This window comes from Acidimicrobiia bacterium, from assembly GCA_040289475.1.
GTDB lineage: Bacteria > Actinomycetota > Acidimicrobiia > ATN3 > PSLF01 > PSLF01.
Map to the genome: position 1 here is coordinate 1 of PSLF01000021.1, position 22,897 is coordinate 22,897.

Genomic DNA, 22,897 nt, shown 5'->3' on the forward strand with positions numbered 1-22,897 from the left:
CCTGTAGCTGGAGGGCATGTCCAAGACGCAACGAGGGGCTAGGGAGAGGAGGTGTTCTGAAGGAGAAAAGCCGAGAGTGCTCGGCTTAGTCGGGCTCGGCGCCTTGGTCGCCGCTGTTTTGGTCTTGGCTAGCTAGAAACTGTTCAATTTCGGATGCTATCTGGTCTCCCGTGACCGAGCCGAAGTCACTCAGGACACTCGGGCTCTGAGCTTCGACTTCTTGGTCGGTGAATATTCGCTCGAGTTGTGCAACATACTCTCTGGCTTCGGGATTGTGTCGGACAGCCTCGTCTATTTTCTCTCCAGTCTCGGCCGCGGAACGGGCCAACTCACCGAGATCTAGCCGGAACCCTGTGACTCGCTGCACGGTTTCGAGGAGTGAAAGCGAGGCTCGAGGCCACGCCATCTGGGAAAGATAGTGGGGAACGCGAGCCCAAATGCACATAGAAGGAATACCGTGTTCGGCGAGCGCCGCCTCGATTGCGAGCTGTATTCCTGCGGGCACTTCCGCCTTTCCCTGCAGAGCGCCGACCCGGGCTACAAGAGCTGGGTCGGGCGATGTGGAGATTATTGGAGGTGTCTTAGTGTGGGGCACTGGAGCGGGAATCGCTCCAAGTCCAATAGCCAGCGCAATACCGAGCTTCGTTGCGGCCTCTGCTACAAGTTGAGAGAACAATTGCCAGTTGATGTCTGGCTCCGGGCCGCCGAGTGTTACGACCGAGTGCTCGCTGGCTATGTATCCGGCGGAAAGGGTAACCTCGGGCCAAGCCAAGCCCTGACTGATGCCATTGGAAACCGAATAAACAGGCCTTCTTGATCGATAGTCAAATAGGCCGTCCGGAAGGAACTCGGCGAACCGCTCTGCTGACGCCTTCGTCTTTAGATATGCCAGCGCCATGCTGGCGGACAAACCACTGTCGGTCCATCCCTCGAATGCATGTACCAAAATACCTTCTTCGACTCGGACGTCGCTTATGAAGCGTATCTTGGGCTCAGTCATTCAACGGCCCTCGACGGTATCCAACTGTGCGCTCTGGTCCGCATTTGATCATCGCCACTTACGGCGGAATTTCCCACTATCATGCTTCGATTGCGGATGCAATGGCAGATGACAGTGCCATTATGGTCACCTGCGGGTTCACGGTGGGGCATCCAGGAAGGGAAGATCCATCACATACCCATACTCCATGTACTCCCCGGAGCTTGCCTTTTTCGTCTACTGGATGGCGCTGCTCGATTCCTCCTGCGGCTACAGTTCCGACAGGATGAAAAGCAGCCAGGTGTAGCCTTCTTATGTCGGCGCGCTGCACACTTTCTCTTACAGCATCGATGTTGTCTTGTGGCTCGGTTCCAGCAATGGGAAGGATGAACTGTCGTGCTCCAGCCGCAGCTAGGATGCGGGCACACTCGACAATCGCAGAGAAGATTCGGGACGCGTCGTCTTTGTGAAGTCTGTAAGTAATTATGGGATTTGACTTTCCCAAAACCGTACCCGATGGACGGTCTGCGATCATTGCTCCCAGCATCCCCGTGTTTTTCATCATCTCTATCTGGCCCACGAGCTCACCTCCCCAACCCGGAAGAATTGCAGATGTCATTCCGGGGGGAGCGCTGGTGGCTTCCATCAAGATGCCGCGTTCATGGTAGGCGTCAATCGCGGCGCTCTGAAGTACTCCACGCCAAGGATAAACTTCGTTGTCGAAGACCCCGATCACGGCAAATGCAGGGTGTAAGGTCAGATTTTTTCCTATTTTCGGGTGCTTTCCCAGTCCGGAACGCCTCAGTAGAGCAGGAGTTTCTATCGAGCCCGCTGCGGCTACCACGATGGGCGCCTCGATTCTTATCTCGGATCCGTCAGGACGGCGGGCGACGATGCCTACTGCTCGGTCATCTTTTACGAGAATGCGTTCGACTCGGGCCTCTGAAACGATTCTCGCGCCTAATAAGCATGCAGAGGGAAGGACTGACAAATGGACACCGGCTTTGGAGTTGGTAGGACAGCCGATCGCACATTGGCACGTGCCCTGACATCCCGGTGCATTCCGCAGAAGGGGTCCGGCGGAAAGACCAAGCCTGCGGGCGCCTTCAATGGCCACTTTACCGTTAGCTCCCATGATGCTATCTGGTACTGGGCCCACCTGGAGCATCTGTTCTACGTCCTCGAAGTGGCTCTTTATCTTGGACGGATCCGCAATTTCGAGCCGTTCCTCTTTCAACCAGCGCTCCAGCACTCTCTCGGGAGTCCGGTAGCATGTACCCGAGTTAACTAGCGTCGTCCCTCCAACGCCACGGCCAAGTGGAAGAGCTATTGGAGGGCTTCCTAAAGCGACTGTGGTTCCAGCCGCCCTATAAAGAGCAGCGAACCGTTTTAGCGGATGTTGGGTGCGAAACTCTTCTACCGAGAAACGGCGCCCCTCTTCTATGACTAGGACGTTCATCCCTTTTTGGGCAAGCCTGAGTGCTGCCACCGCCCCACCTGCTCCCGAACCAACAATGACGGCGTCGGCGGCCAATCTTGATGGAACTTCGGTAGAACGGTCTATGTTGAGCTCGGGATCAGGCCTCGACAACTTGGAATTTTTTGCAGCGTGGAGTATCTCGTCTTTGTAAGTGTCCGCGCCATTGCTGAGAAGGATGAGTGCTTTGATGCCCTGTAGCGCCTGTGCTGTAGCTGGGTGTCTGTCCAGGCGTTGGAACAGCTGGGAACGCTGTTCAGAGGATAAGTCCCCTAGTGGCTTTCTGTACAAAATGCGGGAAAAAATGCCCAAGGACGCGATGGCCAGTTTGGTCGCTGTTTGTACTAGAGGCGGAGTCTGACTTAGGTAGGAAACCAAGAGATAGGCGAGGCGGATGGGATCTGGTCCCCCGTCTTCAGGGGGGAGAAGAACGGCTGAAATCTCGGCTAGCTGTGCCGGAGTCGGAGCAGTACCGATTCCCAAAGTGTGTCTTCTTTCCATATACAGGTAGAATTCCTCTTTCAATTGGCAGATATCAACTGGTATCGCCAACGCCTACCGAGGCGATTGTAATCGTGTGGATCTAGATTGCCACCGGGTCAGCATTTGACTATGGAGTTACGGCGATGAGTTTTGCAATTGATGCCCCAGGGCTGGTAGGGATAGGGGTCGCAACAGCTCTTCTGACGGACGATGGAAAGACTAGGGCTGCGATAGGTGGAGGCACCCTTGCAGCTTTCTACGGAGTTTCTTTGAGCATGTACTTCGAAGCTGGCTGGGCTCGGCCGTTTTGGCGGATTACCGGTGCTAAGTCCGGGCGAGACTGGATGATCAACTCTAGAATTTTCAGATTCGACACGTCAACGATGAGCACGAAAAACCACTTCTTTGCAGCAGCTATATTTGCAAGCTATCCCATCTGGTTGCTGTTGGGTATTGCGCTCGGAGACGTGATAAAAGTGCGTCGGGGCAGAAAGAGTTAGCGGACACCGACTATTTCAGCACGCAATACCACTTTTCCGCTTGGGGCGGGGTTCCCGTCGTCCGGTTCGACGGAGATCATGATCTCTTCAACCTTGTCCAAGCCCACGCCTGTAGAGACGGTAACTGTGTTTATCCCTGGCGAGTCCACGCGAAAGCTTCCTCCCGAATACACCCCCGTTCTTTGTTTGAACCAGACTTCATAAAGTTGGCCTGGATCCAATCCCCACACTGTGATGTCACACTGCCAAGTTGCACCTATCCTTCTTGGGATGATTTCGCCTCCTGGAATAAGCGCACCATATGACCCCCTAGAGTTCGAATTTCCGATGTCTCTCACCGTCGGTGTTGCTGGTGGAAGCGACGGGACCACCGAGGAGTCAGGCGGTCTTTCCGATGGTGAATTCTCCGGAGTAGACGAAAGTTGGGATCCTGCAGCTACGAGTCTGAATGCTGGTGTCGGAGAGATAGCTCCGATCGAGGGAGACGCGCCCGCCTGACCTGCAGAGGGACGATCCTTGCTTATTTGGTTGTTTACGGCAATTGCTATTAGAACTATGACAATGGCGGCGGCTCCTAGCGTCGACAGAGTGGTTAGAAGACGCCTACGAGAGGCGGGACTTCGCAAGTGCAAGCCTTCAGCGTCGGCGACTATAGGAGCCGCCTCAACCCCAGCTGACGCACTTCTCAAAATCGCTGAGACTACCCGTTCTTCAAGCTCTGGTGGCGGTTCTTGGGCAAGGGTGGCTGCTTCTAAAAGTTCATGTAATCCTTCGAGCTCATCAACCGCCCGTCGACACTGCTCACACTGCTCGAGGTGTTTCCTGACGAGCGTGGTTTCCGCTCCGTCGAGGCCTCCAACGACGTAAGCCCCCAGGGATTCTTCCGTTTCTTGATGGTCTGTGTGCTCGGTGTTGTTCACGCCCAGCCTCGAAAAGTTGTCACAATTGCCTCTTGAACCACCTGGGATCCTCCGGCTTTGGGTTTCCTATCCACTTTGCTGCGATCCATCTCATTCTCTCGACAGTGAAGAAGCCTTTGGAGGAAACTCAAATCCCCGATTCTCCAGAGCTATCTTCATTTTGCGAAGTGCCTTGAAAGTACGCGACTTTACGGTTCCAACTGGAATCCTAAGCTTCTCAGCGATCTCCTTTTGAGTCATGTGCTCAAAGTAAGCCATCTCCAAGACCTGTCTGTGCTCGTTCGACAAAGTTTTCAGCGCCGCTGCGACCTGTCCACCGATCCATACGGCCTCCAGGTCCAAGCTGGTGGCGTACTTTGATAGTTCTTGCTCGGGGACCCCCACAACTTCCCGTTCTTTGCGCATCGCGTCTGCGACGCAGTTGCGGGATATTCCATAAAGCCATGCTCCTAAGGTTCCCTTGTCTTTTTCGTAAGTAGAAGCTCGGTGCCATGCTCGCAAAAACACCTCTTGGGTCAGGTCCTCGCTCTTTACGGGATCGCCGGTCATTTTGCGGATCCAAGAGTACACGGCGGTGCCGTACCTTGAGTACAGCTCGCGTGCCGCTTCGGAGTTATGGGGCTCCTCGGCAATAAGTTTCATCAGTTGGCCATCGTCGAGTTCGCCTAGCGCTGTGTCGTCCACAACTAGATACTTCTTCCTCGGTCCTTCTGGTTCTTTGAGCTACTGCCATTCGAGCTACTATCATCGATTGCTTCAAGCTCGGTCATGTGCTTATTTGAGCTCGTGGCATTTCTGGTCATAGGTTCTAATGCCAATAGATTCGACCTGGCATAACCTCGATCCTAGTCGATTACAGCTCAGAGGCTCCTTGAGAGGACTTGCAGACATGGAATGAGGGGGCTGTGGCATCAGGCCCGGCAATGTTCCTTGTTTGCGGGTTCCGAGTAATCTGTTGGATAAGCGAGCGTGCCAAATCAGCCCCTGTTCCTTTTTTGGCAAAGATGACGACTGATCCACCCCAGCCAGCACCCGTCTGGCGGGCCCCGATATAACCAGGCTCATGTGCTGCCTGTTCTACTAAGAAATTCGTTGTAGGGTGCCCAGCGTCGTACTGTGTGACCAGGCTTGTGTGGGAGTCTTCGAGCAGTTCCCGGAGCTTTGCCAGGCAGCTATCCACTCGACTCTGCAAAACGCGAGCGCTCTTTGGATCTGGGGATTCTCTATATAAGCTGTACAGTTCCCGGAGGATCTCGGAAACTTTCCTGACCCGGACATTCTCTGTTACGACATGTCGCACTCTTTTTGCAAGGATTGCAGGGAGGGGCTTGGTAGCTTCGTTCAGGTGCTCTTCTGTTATGTCTGAGAGGGTGTCGATTTTGCCTATGCGCCCGTCCTTATTTAGCATCTGCAGCGCTGACGCGCACTCTTGCCGTCTGGCGTTGTACGCCGCCTCAGCCAGGCTGCGGCGCACTCCCGAGTCAATTGCGACGATATCGAAGAGCTCGGGCATTGGTATCTGTTCTGCACTTTTGCGCGCGGTGTCGATAAGAAGCGCGTGACCCGCCTTTCCCATAATCGAAATGGCTTGGTCCATGATTCCACACGCAACGCCTGCATATCGCTGCTCCGCGCTGCGGCATGCTTCCGCGAGTTCCCATGGGGAGAGTGACAGCTCCGCGAGCGCAAGAGCCGCAGTGGCCACAGCGACCTCAAGAGCCGCCGAAGATGAAAGTCCCCGTCCGGGGGGAATCTGTGAGGCGATGGCCCCGTAGAATCCCTTCGGTGGACGTCCTCTCTCAGTAAGCTCCACGAGCACTCCCTGGACATATCTGCCCCACTCAGGAAGCGAATAGTTGGACACTGCTTGGGATCCGTCTGGGGCGAGTGCAACTAGGTCCGGCTCTCTCCTAGAAATCAGGAAGACATTTCTGCTCGGTAAACAGGCCAAGAAAACGGCAAGATCTATGGCCATTGGAAGCACTAATCCGCCGTTGTAGTCAGTGTGGTCGCCAATGAGATTGACCCGGCCGGGGGCCCTAAAAAATCGGACTCCTGATCGATCTACGCGTGTGCGGTCTGGGGAGACGACAGCAATTAGTCGAGAAAGAGCGCCGTCCAAGTAGTTGCGAATCTCGGCCGGTAGTTGGGGCGAGTCGCCAACAGAGCCGCGTCCGCGGGAAGCTCTGTAGCCTGTGTAACCCGCTTGGCTTGGCGGGCTGAAGCTCGATGCAGGCGCTATTGTCTCGTCACTTCTAGATTGCATGGCGAGAGGAAGGTACTCGTTGGAAAGCTTCTCTCCAGTGACTAGCGGCCGCCTCAGGCTGTACTGGATTTTGTAACAATGCAGTGGAAACCTCTGCCCCCGCCACGTATCGCAGGAGCCCACGCTTGCGCATAGGCGAGACGATCTCCACTCTTAGGTGCCAGCTCGCGACCGGCGATTCCTCTTGCTTTTTCGGAACGGGCCGCTGTAAGAACGCCATCATCGTGGGCAGCGGTGTATCGAAGATCAAATCTGCAGCTGCATACGCTTTCCTCAGGGCTTTCATTAGGGAGGCAGCCTCATCGTTTTCTAGCTGGTCTATAGAGCCGAGATGTCGCTTGGGCAAAAGGTACAGGGCGTACGGCCATGCGCTGGCATAAGGAACATAGGCCAGCGTGAAGTCATCTTCAAAGACGAGACGCGGTCCCCCACCTTCGAGTTTTGCGACTTCACAAGTGATACACCGGATCCTATTCCGGTCAGCTAGGTCGGATGCTCGTTCGATCTCCCGCCGGATCCTGGGCGGCACGAGAGGAAAAGCGTAGATCTGGCCATGCGGGTGCTCTATGGTGACGCCTACTTCGGGACCGCGATTCTCGAAGATAAGTACATATCTAACGTGATCTAGGGAGGAAAGTGCCAGGGTTCGCTCCTTCCACAGAGCGAAAAGAGAAGAAAGCTGCGCATCGGATAGGTTACCCAGAGAGGCATCGTGGTCGGGAGAGTACAGAACCACTTCTGCCTCTCCGATGGCAGGTACTGTATCGAAAAGGTGGCCGTTGTAAGTAGACCTTCTTGCTTCGAGTGCCTCGATCGCCTTCGCAGTTTCTTCGGGGCCAAGTCCCAGTGCGTTTGGAGAACGCATTACAGGCCAGCGGTTGGTAAACGCTTTAACTATGTATGGATCCTTTGCCTCTAATCCTCCCACACAGAAAGGACACTCTTGGGGAAGGGCAGGCCGGCTCTGTCTGCCACCCGCGATAATCACCCACTCTCCAGAAAAGGGATCCATGCGGAACTCCGGAGCTGTCGCTCCGACCGAGTCAGCTCGCGGGTCGGGCAGTTCAAGCTCGGATGCACCGCTTCTCTCGTTGATTGATGCACCTGTAGATCTTGCTTCGTCGATATTGTCCGAAGTCACTACCATCTCGATCGCAATCAATATCTTGCTCAGCGTAGGAGTTCCGCTGCGATGTCTCTGGGATCGGCAGTTTTTATGGCAACAATTGCGTCACGGAATGCGCCTGCAGCGTCAATACCCAATGCGTCGGTCTCTAAGATCTTCGGTGTAGTTCCAGTGCGGTCGACTCCGTAGATACCGAAACGGGGAGTGTAAGAACCCCATTCGTAGTTGTCTATGAGGGTCCAGTGATAATAACCTCGCAAGTCTATGCCGGATGCTCTTGTGACATAGATTTGCGCAAGGTACCTTCTTATGAACAAGTCCCTGGTGATCCTGTCGGGACGGGGATATGCCATTCCTTCGTCTACGGCGGTTGCCATCCCGTTCTCGGCCACGATAACGGGTTTTGAAGGCGCGTTTTGCGCGCATGCAGCACAGGCTATCGGAAGTCCTGTGGGGTTGAATTTCTGTTCCCAAAAGTTGGCAACCGGCGACCAATGCTGCTTCATGGCAGTAGAGCGTCCTGGTCTTGCTAGTCCGTTAGAAAGATACGGATCGTAGTAATCAAGGGCGATGAAGTCCAAGCAGCTTTCTCTCTTCGCTTCATACAGTGCCCGCATTGTTCGGGAAAATCGTTCTGGGACGAGTCTTGCGGTAACGGCTGAGAGAATCTGCTCCAAAAGAACCCTTGCTCCCGTGGGCCTGTTAGGATCGGCTTGCCAAGCCCTGTAGAAACGGGCAGAACAGTCTCGGACATATGCAGCCAGGTCCGACGGCTCCAAGGCAACACCCGACTCTCGGGCCAGTAAAAGATCGATGAGGCACTGGCCTAGTCCCCAAGTCCAGCTAAAGAAGATGTTTGTAGAGACCTGGGGCGTTTTCCAACCTTTCGACTCGTAGACGTCGTGTATCAGGTTGTACGCTTTTATGTGGGCTGCCATCATCCGATCAGTGACGTCGTATGCCTCCCGCAGTCGTCCCCTACGTCCTGGCGGAAACATGCCTATGAAGTAGCCGGCGGGACCAGGCGCGTTGGGCTCATTGAAGGTGAGAATCCGTGAGATCGGGCTTTCTCCTGTGCCAACTAGCTCTGAGTTGATGCCCTCTATTGCATAGGAGACGAACTCTAAGTACCTCTGGATCGTCGAATCCCTAGACCATCCATCGACACCGAGCCAGCGTGGGTGAGTGAAGTGAGTGATCGTAACAAAGGGCTCCATTGCCTTCACTCGGAGGCTCTTGAGCAAGGAAACGTAGCGTCGCAGCGCTTCCTTGTCTGGATCAGGAGGTTTCGAGAGGGCTGGTTTCGTGCAAGGGAAAATGCGCGCCCACTCGATTGAGAGGCGAAACGCGTTCAGCCCGATGCTTGCGGCCCTTGAGATATGTTCTTCAGGGTGATCCCAGAAGCGAACTGCTAGCCCAGAGGTTTGTACTCTTCCCGACGCCTCCCAGTCGGCCCAATTGTTCTTTGGCTCGTCTGCTCCGTTAAATCCTCCTTCGTTTTGGAATCCGGCCGTGGCCACGCCGAACTCAAAGTCGTCCGGAAGCGGACACGACGCGACTAGATCGGCGAGCTCCTCTTGGGGGAGCTCTCCGTTTACGCTAAATCTTGGTGTTTTCTGTGGTTTTCTAGCAGGAGTCACGTTTTAGCGGCCAAGCCAGCTATAGATACAATCACGGCGAGCAAAAGCTCGATGATTCCAACCTACACGATGGTCGGTGCCTCACACGAGGGGCATGAATTCGGCTTCGAGGACTGAGCATGCCAACACTTCGCCAGATGAATAGGGCTTTCGTTCGCGCAGCTCTTCTATGGGCGCTGGTGGGAGGAGTGCTTTTTTTAGCGAGAGCTGCATCCGAGGTCATGAAAGTTCCATGGGGTACGCAAGCCGGGAAGTCTGCACTGAGCGCAATCATATTGGGATTTTTCGGAAATCTCTGGGTCTCCACTGTCTATACTCTCTCGTCCTCCCTGCCTTCATCTAAGCCGGCTCCGCTGAAATCCGCTTCCTTCGTGCTTCCTCTCTGGCAGATAGGGACTGCGTCTGCTGCCGCTTCGGCCTTTGCAATTTACCGCCAGATCCCAGGGTATTCCTATCCTGTGCTTACGCTTACCGCAGCGACAGGCTACTTGTCTTTTGTCACTGGGCGGTCGATTCAAACTCGAGTTGCCGAGCCTTCGGCAGCTCACTGGACCAACTTGGTGGCCTGTCTGGAAGCGTTTTTTGGAACCTTACTCATCTCGCTTACTCCTGCTCGCGACGGCCTGGAAGTCTTGGGAGTAGTAGGGGTGGCGTTTTTCGCTTTGGGTTGGGCATACCATGCCGCCCTAGTGCTGTTTGTAGGGGCTCTTGAGTTGGAGCCCTACGACGATCAGAAACCTGTCTATGTTGCTTTTGGGGCATCCCTAGTAATGGTTCTAATTGTATTTCTGGGTCCCGGGGCTCAGATTATTGCTTCTTTTGCACAGCTTGCTTACGTTCTGTCACTTGCGTTCCTCTTGCAAAAGAGGTGGTATGGCAAGTTTTTCTTTTGGGAAGAGCGGTTTTTGATGGCAGGAGTCGTGGCAAGTTTTTTCGGACTGTCCAGTACGAGTGTGTCTGGGATCGAAGGATACTTTGTGGCACTTGGCTTGGCTGCAGAATCTGGATCTAAGCCGTATCCACTTATTGCCTCTGGGGTGTTGGTCCTGCCGCTTGCCTTTGGCGCAGCTTACGGGGTCAAGCAATGCTCTCGCGGGCTCGGGTCCGGTATGTGTAGGCTTGTTATTGCTTCGGTGATTGCTGCAGTTTTCCCTCAATTCATAATGTCTCTTGCTTACTTCGATCCCAACCAGAGATACGATCTCCTAATCGTCAGAGCATTGTTTGCAGCGTCCGAGGTGGTTGTGGCAGCAGGGCTGGTAGTTATGGCTTCTTTGGCGAGGGGTCTTGGGCGTCGCCGCGCCGACCTGAGGCCTGTCTAAGAATTGTTTGGTATCCCAGATCTTTCTATGGGCGCGGACATGGATGGGTTGATACATAGATGGGTACAGGGCCTGGCAAGATCGGGAATTCGGTGAGCGATCCAGCAAGCCAAAGAGGAGAGAGCTTCGTCATTCGCTGGGCGACCTATGATGACATTGCTCGGCTGGAGTCCTCTATGGAGCTGTGGGAGCTACAAGAGGCGAACAGACGAGCCTTTGAGGCATACAGGGCCGGACGACTTCTTTGGCTTGTTGCAGATGTGGATGGAGTGCCTGTCGGGACCGTTTGGGGAGAGCTGTTTCCCGAGCATGACAGGTCGGGATTGACTGTTCATGTCGTCTCTTTTAGGGTTCACGACAGCTTCCAGAACAGAGGGATCGGCAGTCATCTCCTTCGTGCGGTTGAAGAAGAGGCGCGTCTTAGGGGGAGGCGAGTGGCGACTCTGTTTGTCGCACAGGACAATGGGGGTGCCATTCGTCTTTATGAGCGGCATGGATACAGGATCGTCGGGTCTCGTACATCACGTTTCGAGTTCAAAGACGCTTCTGGTCGCCGGCACTTGCGCGTTGAAGATCAGTTTGTGATGCGGAAGTCTCTGTCGTAGCGTGCTGATACGCTGTAGCCGAGACGCCGTCGCCTACTCTTGGTTTAGTTTCGGCGGTTCGAGAAAGCATAGGTGGGAACAATAGCGTCGAGGCGGTCGATTATGCGTGGCTTCTCACTGTTGCGAAGAGAAGAGCAAGAAGCCCGAGAGTTCAAGCTTCTTTCAGCACACGCAACCAAGGCTGCAGAGTCGAAGGGAAGGGCTCGACCCGAGGATGGCGATCTTTACAGGACCTCGTTCCAACGCGACAGAGACCGCATTGTCCACTCGAAAGCCTTCCGACGCCTTAAGCACAAGACCCAGGTGTTCATAGCTCCCTTCGGTGACCACTACAGGACCAGGCTGACGCATACTCTTGAGGTGGCCCAGGTTGCAAGGACTGTCGCTAGGGCCTTGGCTCTGAATGAAGATCTCGTGGAGGCTTGCGCACTCGGTCACGACTTGGGGCACACCCCCTTCGGGCATTTAGGAGAACGCGTCCTGACCGAGTATCTAGGTCGCCCCTTTGTGCACTCAGAGCAAAGTCTGCGAGTGGTGGACGTCCTCGAAAAGGACGGCGAAGGCCTTAACCTCACCTGGGAGGTTCGTGACGGGATTGCGCACCACTCATGGTCTAGGCCCGAGCCTTCGACACCGGAGGGTGGGGTGGTGAGGTATTGCGACAGGATAGCCTACTTGTGCCACGACGTAGACGACGCGTTGAGAGCCGGAATTATCGACTTGTACGAGCTGCCTTCTTTTAGCAGAAAGCGTCTTGGCATCGGCTACTCAGAACGGATAGCGACGTTCGTTAACGACTTGATATCGACTAGCGCCGAGGCGGGTGAGGTAAGACTGTCCGAGGAGGTCGCTCGTGCTATGGATGAGCTGCGAGAGTTCATGTTCGAACGGGTATACCTCTCCGATGAAGTGCTGGCTAGTCAGCGCCAAGCCCAACATGTTGTAGAGAGCTTGCTTGAGTACTTCACAAAGCACCCCGATGAGATTACCGGACAACATCGGGTAATGAGCGACCCAGTCGAGATCCAAGTGGCCGATTACGTCTCAGGCATGACCGATAGGTACGCAATCGAGCTGTACAAGAGGCTGTTCGTCCCAAAGGGGTTTGTATGAGCAAAAAGATTTTTGCCTTCTCTGCATCTTTTGGCCGAGTCGAGTAGAGGGTCCGGTGTCGTACAGCGACAACGAGGTAGCCACCGTCCGATCGGCCAACGACATAGTAGACGTCGTGTCTGAAGTGGTGTCGGTAAGTCGGCGAGGACGGTTGGTCTGGGCACTCTGCCCTTTTCATCAAGAAAAAACGCCGAGTTTCAAGGTCGATTCCTCTACAGGTCTTTACTACTGCTTCGGGTGTGGAGAAGGCGGCGATGTTATCCGCTTTGTACAGAAAACTAAGGGCCTGTCTTTTGTTGAAGCCGTCGAGTACCTTGCAGCGAGAGCCGGAATCGTGTTGGTGGGGTCGCGGTCATCCCGCCAGGCTCAGGGGGGAAATCGGAGGCGGCTGCAAGAAGCAGTCTCTGAGGCGTGCGATTTTTACCATAGGTACTTGGTCGAGGCGGCCGAAGCTGTCAAGGCACGGACTTACCTTGAAAAGCGGGGGATAGGCTCGGAGTTGATTGCCCGTTTTAGACTGGGGTTTTCACCCGACGGATGGGACCGACTGAGCAGACACCTCAAAGAGAAAGGTTTTGCCGAGCGAACAATTCTCGATGCGGGCCTCGCAACAAGAACCGAGTCAGGAAGGCTGCGTGACTTCTTCAGGGCTCGTGTGATATTCCCCATATTCGATGCGACTGGGAAACCAATTGGCTTCGGCGGTCGCACACTTCCCGATGCGCCGCCAGAGGCAGGCCCTAAGTATCGGAACTCCCCCAACACCCCGCTTTTCGAGAAGTCCCACACTCTCTATGGGTTCCATCTTGCTAAACGGGGGATTTCTGAAAAGGGGAGTGTAGTAGTTGTTGAGGGATACACAGACGTCATAGGCCTTCACAAAATCGGCGTGACCAATGCTGTTGCAACCTGCGGGACGGCCTTTGGCGTTGACCACGTCGAGATCTTGAGGCGTCATGGTCTCACTGTGACGTCGGGGAGGGATTTTGCCACCCCTCCCAAGGGCGCACTCGTGGTTGTACTTGCGTTTGACTCGGACACGGCTGGGGAACTAGCCGGGGGTCGGGCTTTCGACCGGGTCTTGATTGCAGGTGCGGCCGAGTTCCTCGATGTGCGGATTGCCCTTCTACCTCGAGGTCAGGATCCCGCAGATGTAGCTGAAAGCAACCCCGAGGCTTTACACGAGGCTTTGGAGACAGCTGTTCCTGCGCTCGGTTTCTTGATAGAAAGAGCGATCTCGGGGGCTCGCCTAGATTCGGTGGAGTCACGGGTGGCTGCGGCGCGAGCTGCTGTGGCCCAAGTCCTAAGACACCCAGACTCGATAGTCCAGCAGCAGTACTTACAGCAAATAGCCGAGTTGTGTGGCCTTACACCCAAAGAGGTGCGCCAGATCTGGTCGGAGCTACATTCCAGGAGTCGCAAACCTCGTGCACCCGGTGGTAATTCCCAAACCCAAGCGACGCCGGCTCGGAGCGCGAGGTATACCGGTTTTGAGCGAGGACCCAGAGCAGCTTCTTCAACCTCGAACCTTGGGATGGCACGGACTCCCAATCCTCAAGAGCAGGTGTCTCACACTTCGGTTTCCTCTATAGGAGCCGGCCAGAAATCATCCCATTTGGATGCTTCTCTCGCCGCTTCGGAATCAAGCAGAGAGTCATCGAGGTTTGAGGCGCCCGGGGGTCCTGGAGAGGTGAGCGCTTCCGGTTTCGGTGAGCAATTCCCTAGATCTGCACGAGGTTATCTTCCACGATCCGATCGTTACCCAGATTCTTCGCGCTCGTTTCCGTCGAGCGTTCCCGCCGTCGACCTCGACAAGATACGCCTCTGCATATATGGATCTCCCGATGCGGTCTCCCATCTCTTAGGTTTCGATCTTTCCGATGTCATGAAGTCTGATGCAGCGCAGCGAGCAATCGAGGCATTAATACGCGCCAAGGGAGACCTAGCCACGGCAGTACGGAAGCTCGAGAGCGATGCCCACGCGAGAGATGCGTTAATGAGGGCTGCATCCGGCAGCTTCGAATTCGGAGAGGACGATAAAAGGCGCTGGGAGTCCAGTGTGCTGGCGGATGCCCGCCGTAGAGCCCTTGAAAAGGAGGCTAGGCGGGCCAAAGCTGCGGGGGACCTAGAGGCATACCGCCGAATCTGGAGGGAACTCAAGGGCGTGACCTCGCCCGATTGCTAGCTCCAAGCAAAAGATAGCGAGGGCGATTAGAATCGCTTTCTAGTTCGAGGTTGGGCAAAGTAGCGGATGCCGAATCTGTCAGGCGATGTGCAGCTGAACCAACCGCCGAAGGAGGGGAGCCGCCAGCGAATTGGGCGAACACCGCCAGAACGGGTTTTGCTGTGTGCGCTCTGGGGAAGCGCTGGAAGCCTGCGTGCCCCATCTGGGTCGGGCAGCGCGTCATCCATGGGCAGGGCAGTTTTGATCGGGCGGGGGACATGGGTTCTAGGAGTGGAGAAAGCGGGGAAAGAACGTGGGGCCGCAGGACCTCACGTGCGAGCCAAGACAGTGAAGCAAGGCGAAAGGCGAACGCGTCGCGGGATGTCGCCGATTCTCCAAGTTTTGCGGTGTCTGATGACGAGTCTGTGAGCCAGCCATCGGCATCGGGCAACGGACCCGGGAAGACCTCCGCTCAGACTTTCTCGGCATCGCGCTCGAAGTCTTCTGTCCGGCGGCGTTCTACAGGAAAATCAGCTTACTCATCGTCCAGCAGTGCGCTCCGAGGACGGATTCCCACAACCCACACCCGAGGTAAAGGTGACAGCGATCAGCTTATAGCCCGGTATCTTCGTGAGATTTCCAGAGTCCCCTTGCTCACCGCTGATCAGGAGAAGGCGCTGGCGCGGCGTATAGAAGCGGGCAGAATCGCCGAGAAGCGTCTCTCGGTTATGGGTGAGCCCGAGCCACAGCTAGAGAACGATTTGATGCGTGTGATAGAAGACGGTCTTAGGGCTAAACGGCTGATGATTGAGGCGAACTTGCGTCTCGTCGTATCCGTTGCCAAGCGGTACGTAAAAAGCGGCCTTCCTTTGCTCGATCTAGTCCAGGAAGGAAACATTGGCTTGATCCGGGCTGTGGAGCGCTTCGACTACCGTTTGGGATACCGATTCTCTACCTATGCGACGTGGTGGATAAAGCAGGCTATAAGGAGGGCCCTCTCTGACCAGTCCAGAACTGTTCGCATTCCAGCTCACGTTACCGACGAAGCCGCCCGGGTGAGGCGGACTTACGATGAGTTGAGACAGCGATTGGGCGAGGAGCCCAATCTCGAGGAGGTAGCAAAAGAAGCCGGGATATCGAAAGATCGCATCCAGGAACTTTTGAGTCTCATGTACTCGCCGTTGAGTCTCGACGCGCCTGTCGGCGAAGACGAAGGGGCCTCTCTGTCCGAAATTCTTTGTGGTGACATGAACGAGTTGCCTCAGGAATTGATTACTAAAAGTCTCCTGAGGGAAGAGATGCTTTGGGCAATGCAGGATTTGACTCCCAGAGAGCGCCAGGTTCTTAAGATGCGCTTTGGGCTTGACGGGGAAAGGCCTAGAACTTTAGAAGAGGTTGGACGGACAATAAGCGTGACGCGGGAGCGGGTGAGGCAGATCGAAGCCCGTTGCCTCGCAAAGTTGCGCCATCCCTCAAGGGCGAAGCATCTTCGAGAGTACTTGCAGTAAGGGAATAGTGTTAGACCGGGCTTTGTGGCCCCTTTGTAGGCTGGTGGTTCGCTGAGTAACTGCCGGGTATCACCAAAGGGGCAGGTACGCTGCCTGCGCATGACGGATACGAGCGATGTGAGATGTGCATAGGTTGCGGCAGCAAGGCGGCGATCGCAAAAAAGATGCATTGTGCCTTTGGGAGGGCACTTCGATCCGGGGTAGCTCAGTCGGCAGAGCAGGCGCCTGTTAAGCGCTTGGTCGCGGGTTCGAGTCCCGCCCCCGGAGCGACAAGCTCATCGGCAAGATCGACTGAAGCCGGCCGGCTCGGTCTTCAAGAGCGCAGGACCCTCCCCACGTAACTCTCCCAGTGCTCTGGTAGGGTGGAGGGGGTGCCGGCGGTGGATAGGCCCCCGGTGCACTGAACCCCGGTGGATAGGGTGGCGGATAGCTCGGATAGTTCTGGGACACCTTCCGCTCCCCGGTTCTTTAGGCCACTAAGAATCGAGAGGAGAAATTCTCCGGCCTGGCCTGACGTGCAGATACGGCCCCGTCGTGGCTACTGAGCGGGGCGCATCACCTGCCCCAGATTTCCTTGACCCTAAGCTCGGAAACGTTGTCTTGCCATACGGGCGCCCTGAACTCCTGGACATCTTCTGGTGCCAAATTCTTTACGATGGCGATCGTGCTGCCAAGCTTTTCCCCCGAAGCGTCATACGCAATGAAAGTTATCTCTACGTAGGTGTACATACGCGTGCTGTTGTTGCGGATAGACCCTGTGACCCAGTTAAAACTAAATCCGTCCCTCGATTCCGACTCTGACTTCCACTCCAACAGTTGCAAGTCGTTATTGGCTGTGGGTGCTGGCGATGACGTATTTTTGCCCAGTATGACCACCACTATGCCTACCGCGATAAGCAAGGTAAAGAGCCCGCCCAGGGCTATAAGACCACGTTTGCGAAAACCGCTCTTGGTGGCTTGCTTATTCGGCTCTCCCCGAGTAACCCCCTCAGCGCTCTGGTAAGGCCCCGGCGGTGCCGGCGGTAGATTGGGCGGCGGGTAGTTTGGATCCATCGGGTCCATCTGAGACACGTTTCTATCCTTCGGTTCTTTAGGCCACTAAGAAGCGATCGGCCAGGGTGCTTTCAGTGAAAGGCTTACCCGAATGCGCGAGGAAATCTTCTATGTCGAAGCGGCAGGCCCGCTGGAGGTGTGGGGATCGACCGCGCAGCTGCGGTTGGAGTACCTGTTCTTGGGTCTGGCTTTCGACTACTAGCTCGCCTATGGCCACCCCTTTCATTGAAGGATGATGATGCGGAAAGATCATGAGACGCTATCAACACTGTAGTCAACCCGCTTACAGGGTATCTATTCAGAGTCCTTTGCCAGCTGGTTGGAGGAGATGGAAGATGCAGGCGTGTGCCACACCTTTGAGCGCGCCGGAGGACACATTTGGGGGCAAGCGCATGTTCAAGGATTACTTCGTCCAAGAGGGGCCTGAGCGGGCGCTGGAACTGGCTCTAGAAGCCGAAGGAGGAGGATCCATGGCGACACACCGAAAAAACGGATTGGTTGATGGTCGAAGGTACCGTGAGGTAGCACTCATGAAGCGCAACACGACAGCTTGGACACGTCACGAGTGAAGCTTTGTTCTGCAAGCTTGAGGCCTTCGGACATAGTCAAGTATGGACAAAACGAGTCTGCAAGATCCGAGATTGCAAGACCGTATTTGATCGCAAGTCCTGCAGCGAAGATCACCTCGCCAGCGGAGTCGGATAAAACAGATGCTCCTAGAATTCTGCCGCTTTTTTCTTCTGCAACGAGCTTGATAAGACCTTTTGTGTCCTGGTTTACGAGGGCACGTGGTACAGCAGAGAGCGGCAGTATGGACGTCTTTATCGTACCCCCTGTTTTCCGGGCCTCCTCTTCGGTGATACCAACCGATGCGATCTGTGGCGTCGTAAATGTGACCCGCGGGAGGGCAGTTAGATCTACGGCGCGCTTGGTACTTTGTAGAGCGTTCTCGGCCGCGAGGGAACCTTGATATGCCGCGACATATACGAACTGAGGGGCGCCAGTCACATCTCCTGAAGCAAAGACCTTGGGGTTGGATGTAGAGAGATACTCATCTACTACAACAGCTCCCCGCGATGGGTACCATGCTTTTCAATCTTGCTAATTTGCGATGAGGTGTACTGCCCCAACTCAAGTCCTATCGCATTAGCACCTATCACGACCAAACGTGATGGAAGCTCTTTTGTGTCCAATGCAGTAGTCGAGGTGAGGTATCCGGATTCAGCGAGCCCCCTAATAGGGGGGTAGATGGCGATGCGCCAGTAGCTATCAAGTAAAACTGTGCTCTTATTTTTTCCCCGTTTACCATTACCGTGTCGTTGTCTATGAAGCGTCCAACTCCATAAAGCAGATCCCATCCATATAAATGCACGAGCCTTTCGTACTTTTCCAGTCGAAACGCTTCGACCAACTCGTTCTTCTGTTTAATAAGTGCTGAAAGATCTGGTGTGTCTACAAAGGTTTTTATTCCTGCAAAACGGTGGTGCTTGGATTCGTACTGGACCTCTAAAGCGCGCAGCAATGTTTTTGACGGAACGCATCCGATGTTGACACAAGTACCGCCGGCCCTCGCTGCTTCGATCATTGCTACCCTAGCTCCCGCCTCTCGAGCTCGAATAGCGGCAGCGAATCCAGAAGCTCCAGCTCCAATTACAACGAAGTCATAGTCGGTATTGCTTTTAGCCATTGCCTCTTCGAAATGAAAAGCACTGGAGGACTCTTTATTTTATGTTTCTCCAGCGCTGTATTCGTCTAAATCCATTCGGGTCTGATTCGTCGGCACGATACAAGGTGATCTGCGTTTTCTCTGGCAAGGTCGGAGCCAAGTCTGATGAGTTCTCCGAGGCGTTGGTCCGAAATGTGGTAGACGACTTTGCGCCCCTTGCGCTGGGATACGACAAACCCGCACCATTTCACGCAGGCGAGGTGGTTGGATACACGGCTTTGAGGAACGCCGAGGATAGAGACTAGCTCGGAGACCGTGCGATCTCCATCGAGCAGAATCAAAAGAATCTGCAGGTTTGGAGTAGTCAAGGCTTACGTGCGGAGTCTGTCATTGGCCAATACAACGGGATAACCTGATAAAACGATGCGCGCAACAATCAGACATAGCGGGGACTGAAACGTATATGTCAATCACTGGAAATGGGGGAGGACATCCACGTGCAAAATTTAGGGCCGCGAACGGTATCGCTTTTGCCAAGCGCCACAGAGATTGTCTTCGCACTGGGCAAGGGTGAATGTCTAGTGGGCCGATCTCACGAGTGTGACTATCCCGGGGAGGCACTCAGGGTTCCAGTGTGCACCGAGACGAAACTTTTGAAAAGGCGCACCAGCTCGGAGATGGATAAAGACGTAAAGACGATATTGTCCGAGGGTCTTTCGATCTACCGAGTCTTAGGGCAGAGGCTTAGAGATCTCAACCCCGAAGTGATCGTCACGCAAACTCAGTGCGAGGTGTGCGCAGCGAGTTTGGCCGATGTGAAAGACGCTGTCAAGGCATGGCTCTCGGATGATGTCCACATAGTACCTCTCGATCCGCGCTCGCTCGAGCACATCTGGACCGACTTCAGGTTGGTAGGGGAGGCACTTGGGGCTGCAAAAGAGGCTGAAGCTTTAGTAGGCCGCTGCCAGGAGCGCATGGCTGCTATAGCGAAGCGAGCAGCGGGGGCGGACCACTGTCCGACAGTGGCTACTCTGGAGTGGCTGAACCCATTGATGGCGGGGGGTAACTGGATGCCTGAGCTCGTCCAAATGGCGGGGGGAGAGAACCTGTTTGCAGAGGCGGGAAGGCACTCGCCGTTGCTCGAGTGGGAGGCCTTGTTGGCTGCTGATCCGGAGGTGATCGTCCTCGTGCCTTGCGGATTCGACATCCCTCGTACTCTTGCAGAGATCGATTCTCTGACCTCAAGGCCCGGATGGGGCGAGCTGTCTGCTGTGCGAAATGGCCGAGTGTATGTAATGGATGGGAACGCGTACTTCAACCGACCCGGACCTCGAATTGTCGATTCGTTGGAAATCCTAGCCACGGCTCTTCATCCCGAGGTTTTTCTCTCCGAGCCAGCACATCCCTACTACGAGGCAGCGATATTTGAGATATCTGGCCAGAGACCTGGGAGCGCAGAAGATAACCAAAAGAGGGGTAAGGCTCAAGCTAAACCTTAGGGTTAGCCTTTCTCCCGTGGCTCCTTCCCTATTCTTATCTCTACCAGCAAATTATTCATTTCCTGAGCCTACATGGCCAGGTTCCCCACTTACTTAGGGGCTTAGGGGGTCTGGCTATAGGGGGTGTAGCGGCGGGTGACATATCGGATGGATAAAAAGATCTGACACGCCGACGCAGAAAGGCTCTTGGGGCTCCTTTCTCCTGTCAACCTTGCGGCAACCGCTGAAACTTCCACCTCAAGCGTGCCCGGGTGCTTGCCACGCAGCGTAGCAATCGAAAATTATCTCTTTTTTAGAAAATAGGGTTTTACCTGGCATTACTACGCTAAGTTACCGATGTGGAAAATAGCGTTCTGCTAGCGGGGTGCTAACTGCAATGGCTTTGACTAGGAGAAATAAAAAATTTTTTGCAAGCACTTGTAAGCGGAGCAGATAGGCGTTAGCATTACCCAACACCATCCCATTGGAGTGGCAGGGAACGCCCAAGTCTTCACCTCTGCCAGGCTCCACATATGAGCGCTGTACATTTAGCAATTTGTGTCATATCAGCTTCAGGAGCCTGGGGGGCGGCTGCGGGCGGTTTCCGGTCTAATGGGCGAGGTGCGAGGTGCACCTACGTAAACCGGGGTTAGCGAGAGTAGACCGGGGTGGGGCATGCAAAACGGGGATATGACGCTTTCAAGCAGCCGAAAAGAAGCAGTTCAACTTACGTCCAGACGCAAAAGGATGCGTACTCTCCTTCTTTGGGCGGGAATTGCTCTCGCATTCGCCTTTGCCGCTGGGTGCTTCGACAATAGTAATGGAACAAGTCCTCCAACCATCGTCTACGCTCCAGTGACCCTGCTAGAACGAGGGGGCGGAGCCACCAAAATCACTATCTTTCCTGACTCTGCGACTATTGTCGGGGATGGCGTCGTTCATTATGCAGGGAGCGCAACCGCCGAGATTGCCGGGGATTCTACTGCGGGCCGCTCTCCATTGGTAATTACGGGAACCGCAGAAGCCACAGTCAACGACAACACCGGCGAGCGTGACTTTACCTTTTCGTACAGCGGAACCACCGACTTGGGCTGGTCGGGCTTGAACGCGAATCTAGTATCCATTCAGGGTTCCGGGCCGTTCAGCGGCGGCACAGCCGTCCTTTCGGCAGGAGCTACTCTCGATAACGCAAGAGCATCCGAGTGGGGCTTCGATGCCACAGTTATAAACGTCGAAGCCAACTTGGCTGCTGAGTCTCCTATATACACCGCCTATGCTGACACAGGCTCTGTCGGTAACCCGCTGGCGTTGGTTGGCTCTCCCAATCCTGGTGGTACTTCACTCAACGCAAACGCGATGGCTTTGGTCTTTGCCCCAGTAGGCGGTGAATCAGCTGTTGGGCCAGTCTCCCCTGGGCGGTGGGTTAAGTTTGTGCTATCAGGATCGGTACCGCTACGCGACGGGGCTCTTCTTGCCTGGGACGCAGTGGCCGCAACGCTGCGAGGAGGTGGTTCGGTCGGCACGCTCTCGACCCCTGCCGGTTCTGTGGGTGCCACGGTTGAACTTACGGCTTCGGCTACTTCGTCTTATCTATCGTTTTCTGGGAACCTCGACCCGCCTCAACTAGGGGTTCTAAGTGACGCTCTAGGCGTTCTGTGGAGCGATGCTTCTTGCTCGGGTTGTGGCGATCTAACGATGACTGGTGGTCCGGTAACGGTTGGTACTCTCGAGATTCCATCCCTTACTGGGAGTCAGAAGATAAGAAACGGATCCACGACAAACTCAGGTATCAGAGGATCTAGGGTTAGGGGCTCGCTCGGACCGGTCGAGATTGAGTCGGCTGACCTGACCGTAGACGTGAGGGATTTAGACCACCTCTACGCCACTCTCGATGTAGCGGGGCGTGTTGTGGGTATACCCGTTAGAACTACATTCTCGGGGCCATTTAGCTTTGATCTCGCTCAGATGAGCGTGACGCTCTCAGGCAATCTCTTCCTTGACCTTAACAACCAAGTGGTTCTGAACGGAGATCTGACAGCCACTGTGTCCACTGCTGGAGTGCAGGTAGACTACGCTGGCGCAGTCCGGCTTCCCGGTTACGGTGCCAACTTTACGGTCAACGGTACTGTCTCCTACGACCTATCAGTCCACTCTCTCGGGTTGAACGTTAGAGCTTCCGGAAACGTCGGCTCCATATCTGTAAGAGACGTTGCTTTTGATCTTGGCTTGGTACCCGCAGGGGGCGGCATAGATGTAAACGGCTCACTCGCTGTTGGATCGATCGCCTCAGGCACGGCGTCGCTAAATAACCTCAGAATCGGGTTTGCTGGCAACACAGCGTCGGCAGTTTCTGCTTCAATCAACAGCTCCGCCGATCCGGCAAGGGTTCTAGTGGGAAGCTTTGCCGACGTTACCGCCTACGGGAGTGCTACCTACACACCGTCCACCAACACGCTCCGGCTCAACCTCAACTTTTCAGGACGGGTAAGCTCCTGGCAGCTGAGCTCGGGAAATCTCGCTCTGAACTGGCCCGGATCTGGAAACATCACCGGTTCTATAACCGTAGGCCAGATCTCTAACGGACAGGTCACCCTCTC

General features: G+C 55.0%; 18 protein-coding genes, 1 tRNA gene and 1 pseudogene. 10 read left to right on the forward strand and 10 right to left on the reverse strand.

What is annotated here, in order from left to right; genetic code table 11:
• Window positions 1-85: 85 nt before the first annotated feature.
• Together C4318_08820 and C4318_08825 are read right to left on the reverse strand one after the other, a co-directional pair.
• Entirely contained in the window at window positions 86-1,000 is a 915-nt protein-coding gene (locus C4318_08820) for a hypothetical protein (GenBank protein ID MER3455234.1), read from the reverse strand.
• Between the two features lie 79 nt (window positions 1,001-1,079).
• Entirely contained in the window at window positions 1,080-2,957 is a 1,878-nt protein-coding gene (locus C4318_08825) for an oxidoreductase (GenBank protein MER3455235.1), read from the reverse strand.
• Between the two features lie 125 nt (window positions 2,958-3,082).
• Here C4318_08825 and C4318_08830 point away from each other — a divergent pair, with 125 nt between their 5' ends.
• Complete coding sequence (locus C4318_08830) at window positions 3,083-3,439, forward strand: hypothetical protein (protein ID MER3455236.1); 357 nt, start codon at window positions 3,083-3,085, stop codon at window positions 3,437-3,439.
• Here C4318_08830 and C4318_08835 read toward each other — a convergent pair.
• From C4318_08835 to C4318_08855, 5 genes are all read right to left on the reverse strand, one after another.
• Window positions 3,436-4,359, reverse strand: coding sequence for a hypothetical protein (locus C4318_08835; protein ID MER3455237.1), 924 nt, complete (start codon window positions 4,357-4,359; stop codon window positions 3,436-3,438). The two genes, C4318_08830 and C4318_08835, sit on opposite strands and share 4 nt — an antisense overlap.
• Before the next feature lie 90 nt (window positions 4,360-4,449).
• A complete protein-coding gene (locus C4318_08840; GenBank protein MER3455238.1) occupies window positions 4,450-5,043 on the reverse strand; it encodes a hypothetical protein in 594 nt (197 codons plus the stop codon).
• Between the two features lie 169 nt (window positions 5,044-5,212).
• On the reverse strand, window positions 5,213-6,625 hold the full coding sequence (galK, locus tag C4318_08845) for a galactokinase (protein ID MER3455239.1): 1,413 nt from the start codon (window positions 6,623-6,625) through the stop codon (window positions 5,213-5,215).
• Window positions 6,615-7,787, reverse strand: a complete 1,173-nt coding sequence (gene galT, locus C4318_08850; protein MER3455240.1) for a galactose-1-phosphate uridylyltransferase — start codon at window positions 7,785-7,787, stop codon at window positions 6,615-6,617. Before galT ends, galK begins: the two co-directional genes overlap by 11 nt.
• A gap of 8 nt (window positions 7,788-7,795) precedes the next feature.
• A complete protein-coding gene (locus C4318_08855) occupies window positions 7,796-9,391 on the reverse strand; it encodes a hypothetical protein (protein MER3455241.1) in 1,596 nt (531 codons plus the stop codon).
• A gap of 119 nt (window positions 9,392-9,510) precedes the next feature.
• On the opposite strand from C4318_08855, the gene C4318_08860 reads away from it, so the two are divergent.
• The 6 genes from C4318_08860 to C4318_08885 all read left to right on the forward strand — a co-directional run bounded on the left by C4318_08860 (window position 9,511) and on the right by C4318_08885 (window position 16,373).
• Window positions 9,511-10,713, forward strand: coding sequence for a hypothetical protein (locus tag C4318_08860; protein ID MER3455242.1), 1,203 nt, complete (start codon window positions 9,511-9,513; stop codon window positions 10,711-10,713).
• A 59-nt stretch (window positions 10,714-10,772) separates the two neighbouring features.
• Window positions 10,773-11,318, forward strand: coding sequence for a hypothetical protein (locus tag C4318_08865; GenBank protein MER3455243.1), 546 nt, complete (start codon window positions 10,773-10,775; stop codon window positions 11,316-11,318).
• Window positions 11,319-11,435: 117 nt separating this feature from the next.
• A complete protein-coding gene (locus C4318_08870; GenBank protein MER3455244.1) occupies window positions 11,436-12,431 on the forward strand; it encodes a deoxyguanosinetriphosphate triphosphohydrolase in 996 nt (331 codons plus the stop codon).
• Window positions 12,376-14,616 carry a DNA primase gene (locus tag C4318_08875; protein MER3455245.1) on the forward strand — a complete coding sequence of 747 codons (2,241 nt, stop codon included), beginning with the start codon at window positions 12,376-12,378 and terminating at the stop codon, window positions 14,614-14,616. The genes C4318_08870 and C4318_08875 overlap by 56 nt, the downstream gene beginning before the upstream one ends.
• A 50-nt stretch (window positions 14,617-14,666) precedes the next feature.
• On the forward strand, window positions 14,667-16,103 hold the full coding sequence (locus tag C4318_08880; GenBank protein MER3455246.1) for a hypothetical protein: 1,437 nt from the start codon (window positions 14,667-14,669) through the stop codon (window positions 16,101-16,103).
• Window positions 16,104-16,297: 194 nt separating this feature from the next.
• Window positions 16,298-16,373: transfer RNA gene (locus C4318_08885), tRNA-Asn, on the forward strand.
• A gap of 285 nt (window positions 16,374-16,658) precedes the next feature.
• On the opposite strand, the gene C4318_08890 is transcribed toward C4318_08885, so the two are convergent.
• A complete protein-coding gene (locus C4318_08890) occupies window positions 16,659-17,174 on the reverse strand; it encodes a hypothetical protein (protein ID MER3455247.1) in 516 nt (171 codons plus the stop codon).
• 317 nt (window positions 17,175-17,491) lie between these two features.
• Between C4318_08890 and C4318_08895 the strand changes: the two genes are divergently transcribed.
• Entirely contained in the window at window positions 17,492-17,725 is a 234-nt protein-coding gene (locus C4318_08895) for a hypothetical protein (protein ID MER3455248.1), read from the forward strand.
• On the opposite strand, the pseudogene C4318_08900 reads toward C4318_08895, so the two are convergent.
• A pseudogene (locus tag C4318_08900) lies at window positions 17,685-18,843 on the reverse strand (mercury(II) reductase). The gene C4318_08895 and the pseudogene C4318_08900 sit on opposite strands and share 41 nt — an antisense overlap.
• Window positions 18,844-18,908: 65 nt before the next feature.
• Complete coding sequence (locus C4318_08905) at window positions 18,909-19,190, reverse strand: transcriptional regulator (GenBank protein MER3455249.1); 282 nt, start codon at window positions 19,188-19,190, stop codon at window positions 18,909-18,911.
• A gap of 111 nt (window positions 19,191-19,301) precedes the next feature.
• Between C4318_08905 and C4318_08910 the strand changes: the two genes are divergently transcribed.
• Window positions 19,302-20,321, forward strand: a complete 1,020-nt coding sequence (locus C4318_08910) for a cobalamin-binding protein (protein ID MER3455250.1) — start codon at window positions 19,302-19,304, stop codon at window positions 20,319-20,321.
• Between the two features lie 669 nt (window positions 20,322-20,990).
• Window positions 20,991-22,897: hypothetical protein (locus C4318_08915; GenBank protein ID MER3455251.1), on the forward strand; the 1,907-nt coding region annotated here is incomplete at its 3' end.

Coding starts and splice junctions, on each gene's coding strand:
- C4318_08820 (MER3455234.1), bottom strand. CDS start 1,000: ATGACTGAGCCCAAGATACGCTTCATAAGCGACGTCCGAGTCGAAGAA.
- C4318_08895 (MER3455248.1), top strand. CDS start 17,492: ATGCAGGCGTGTGCCACACCTTTGAGCGCGCCGGAGGACACATTTGGG.
- C4318_08860 (MER3455242.1), top strand. CDS start 9,511: ATGCCAACACTTCGCCAGATGAATAGGGCTTTCGTTCGCGCAGCTCTT.
- galK (MER3455239.1), bottom strand. CDS start 6,625: ATGCAATCTAGAAGTGACGAGACAATAGCGCCTGCATCGAGCTTCAGC.
- C4318_08830 (MER3455236.1), top strand. CDS start 3,083: ATGAGTTTTGCAATTGATGCCCCAGGGCTGGTAGGGATAGGGGTCGCA.
- C4318_08825 (MER3455235.1), bottom strand. CDS start 2,957: ATGGAAAGAAGACACACTTTGGGAATCGGTACTGCTCCGACTCCGGCA.
- C4318_08865 (MER3455243.1), top strand. CDS start 10,773: ATGGGTACAGGGCCTGGCAAGATCGGGAATTCGGTGAGCGATCCAGCA.
- C4318_08910 (MER3455250.1), top strand. CDS start 19,302: ATGGGGGAGGACATCCACGTGCAAAATTTAGGGCCGCGAACGGTATCG.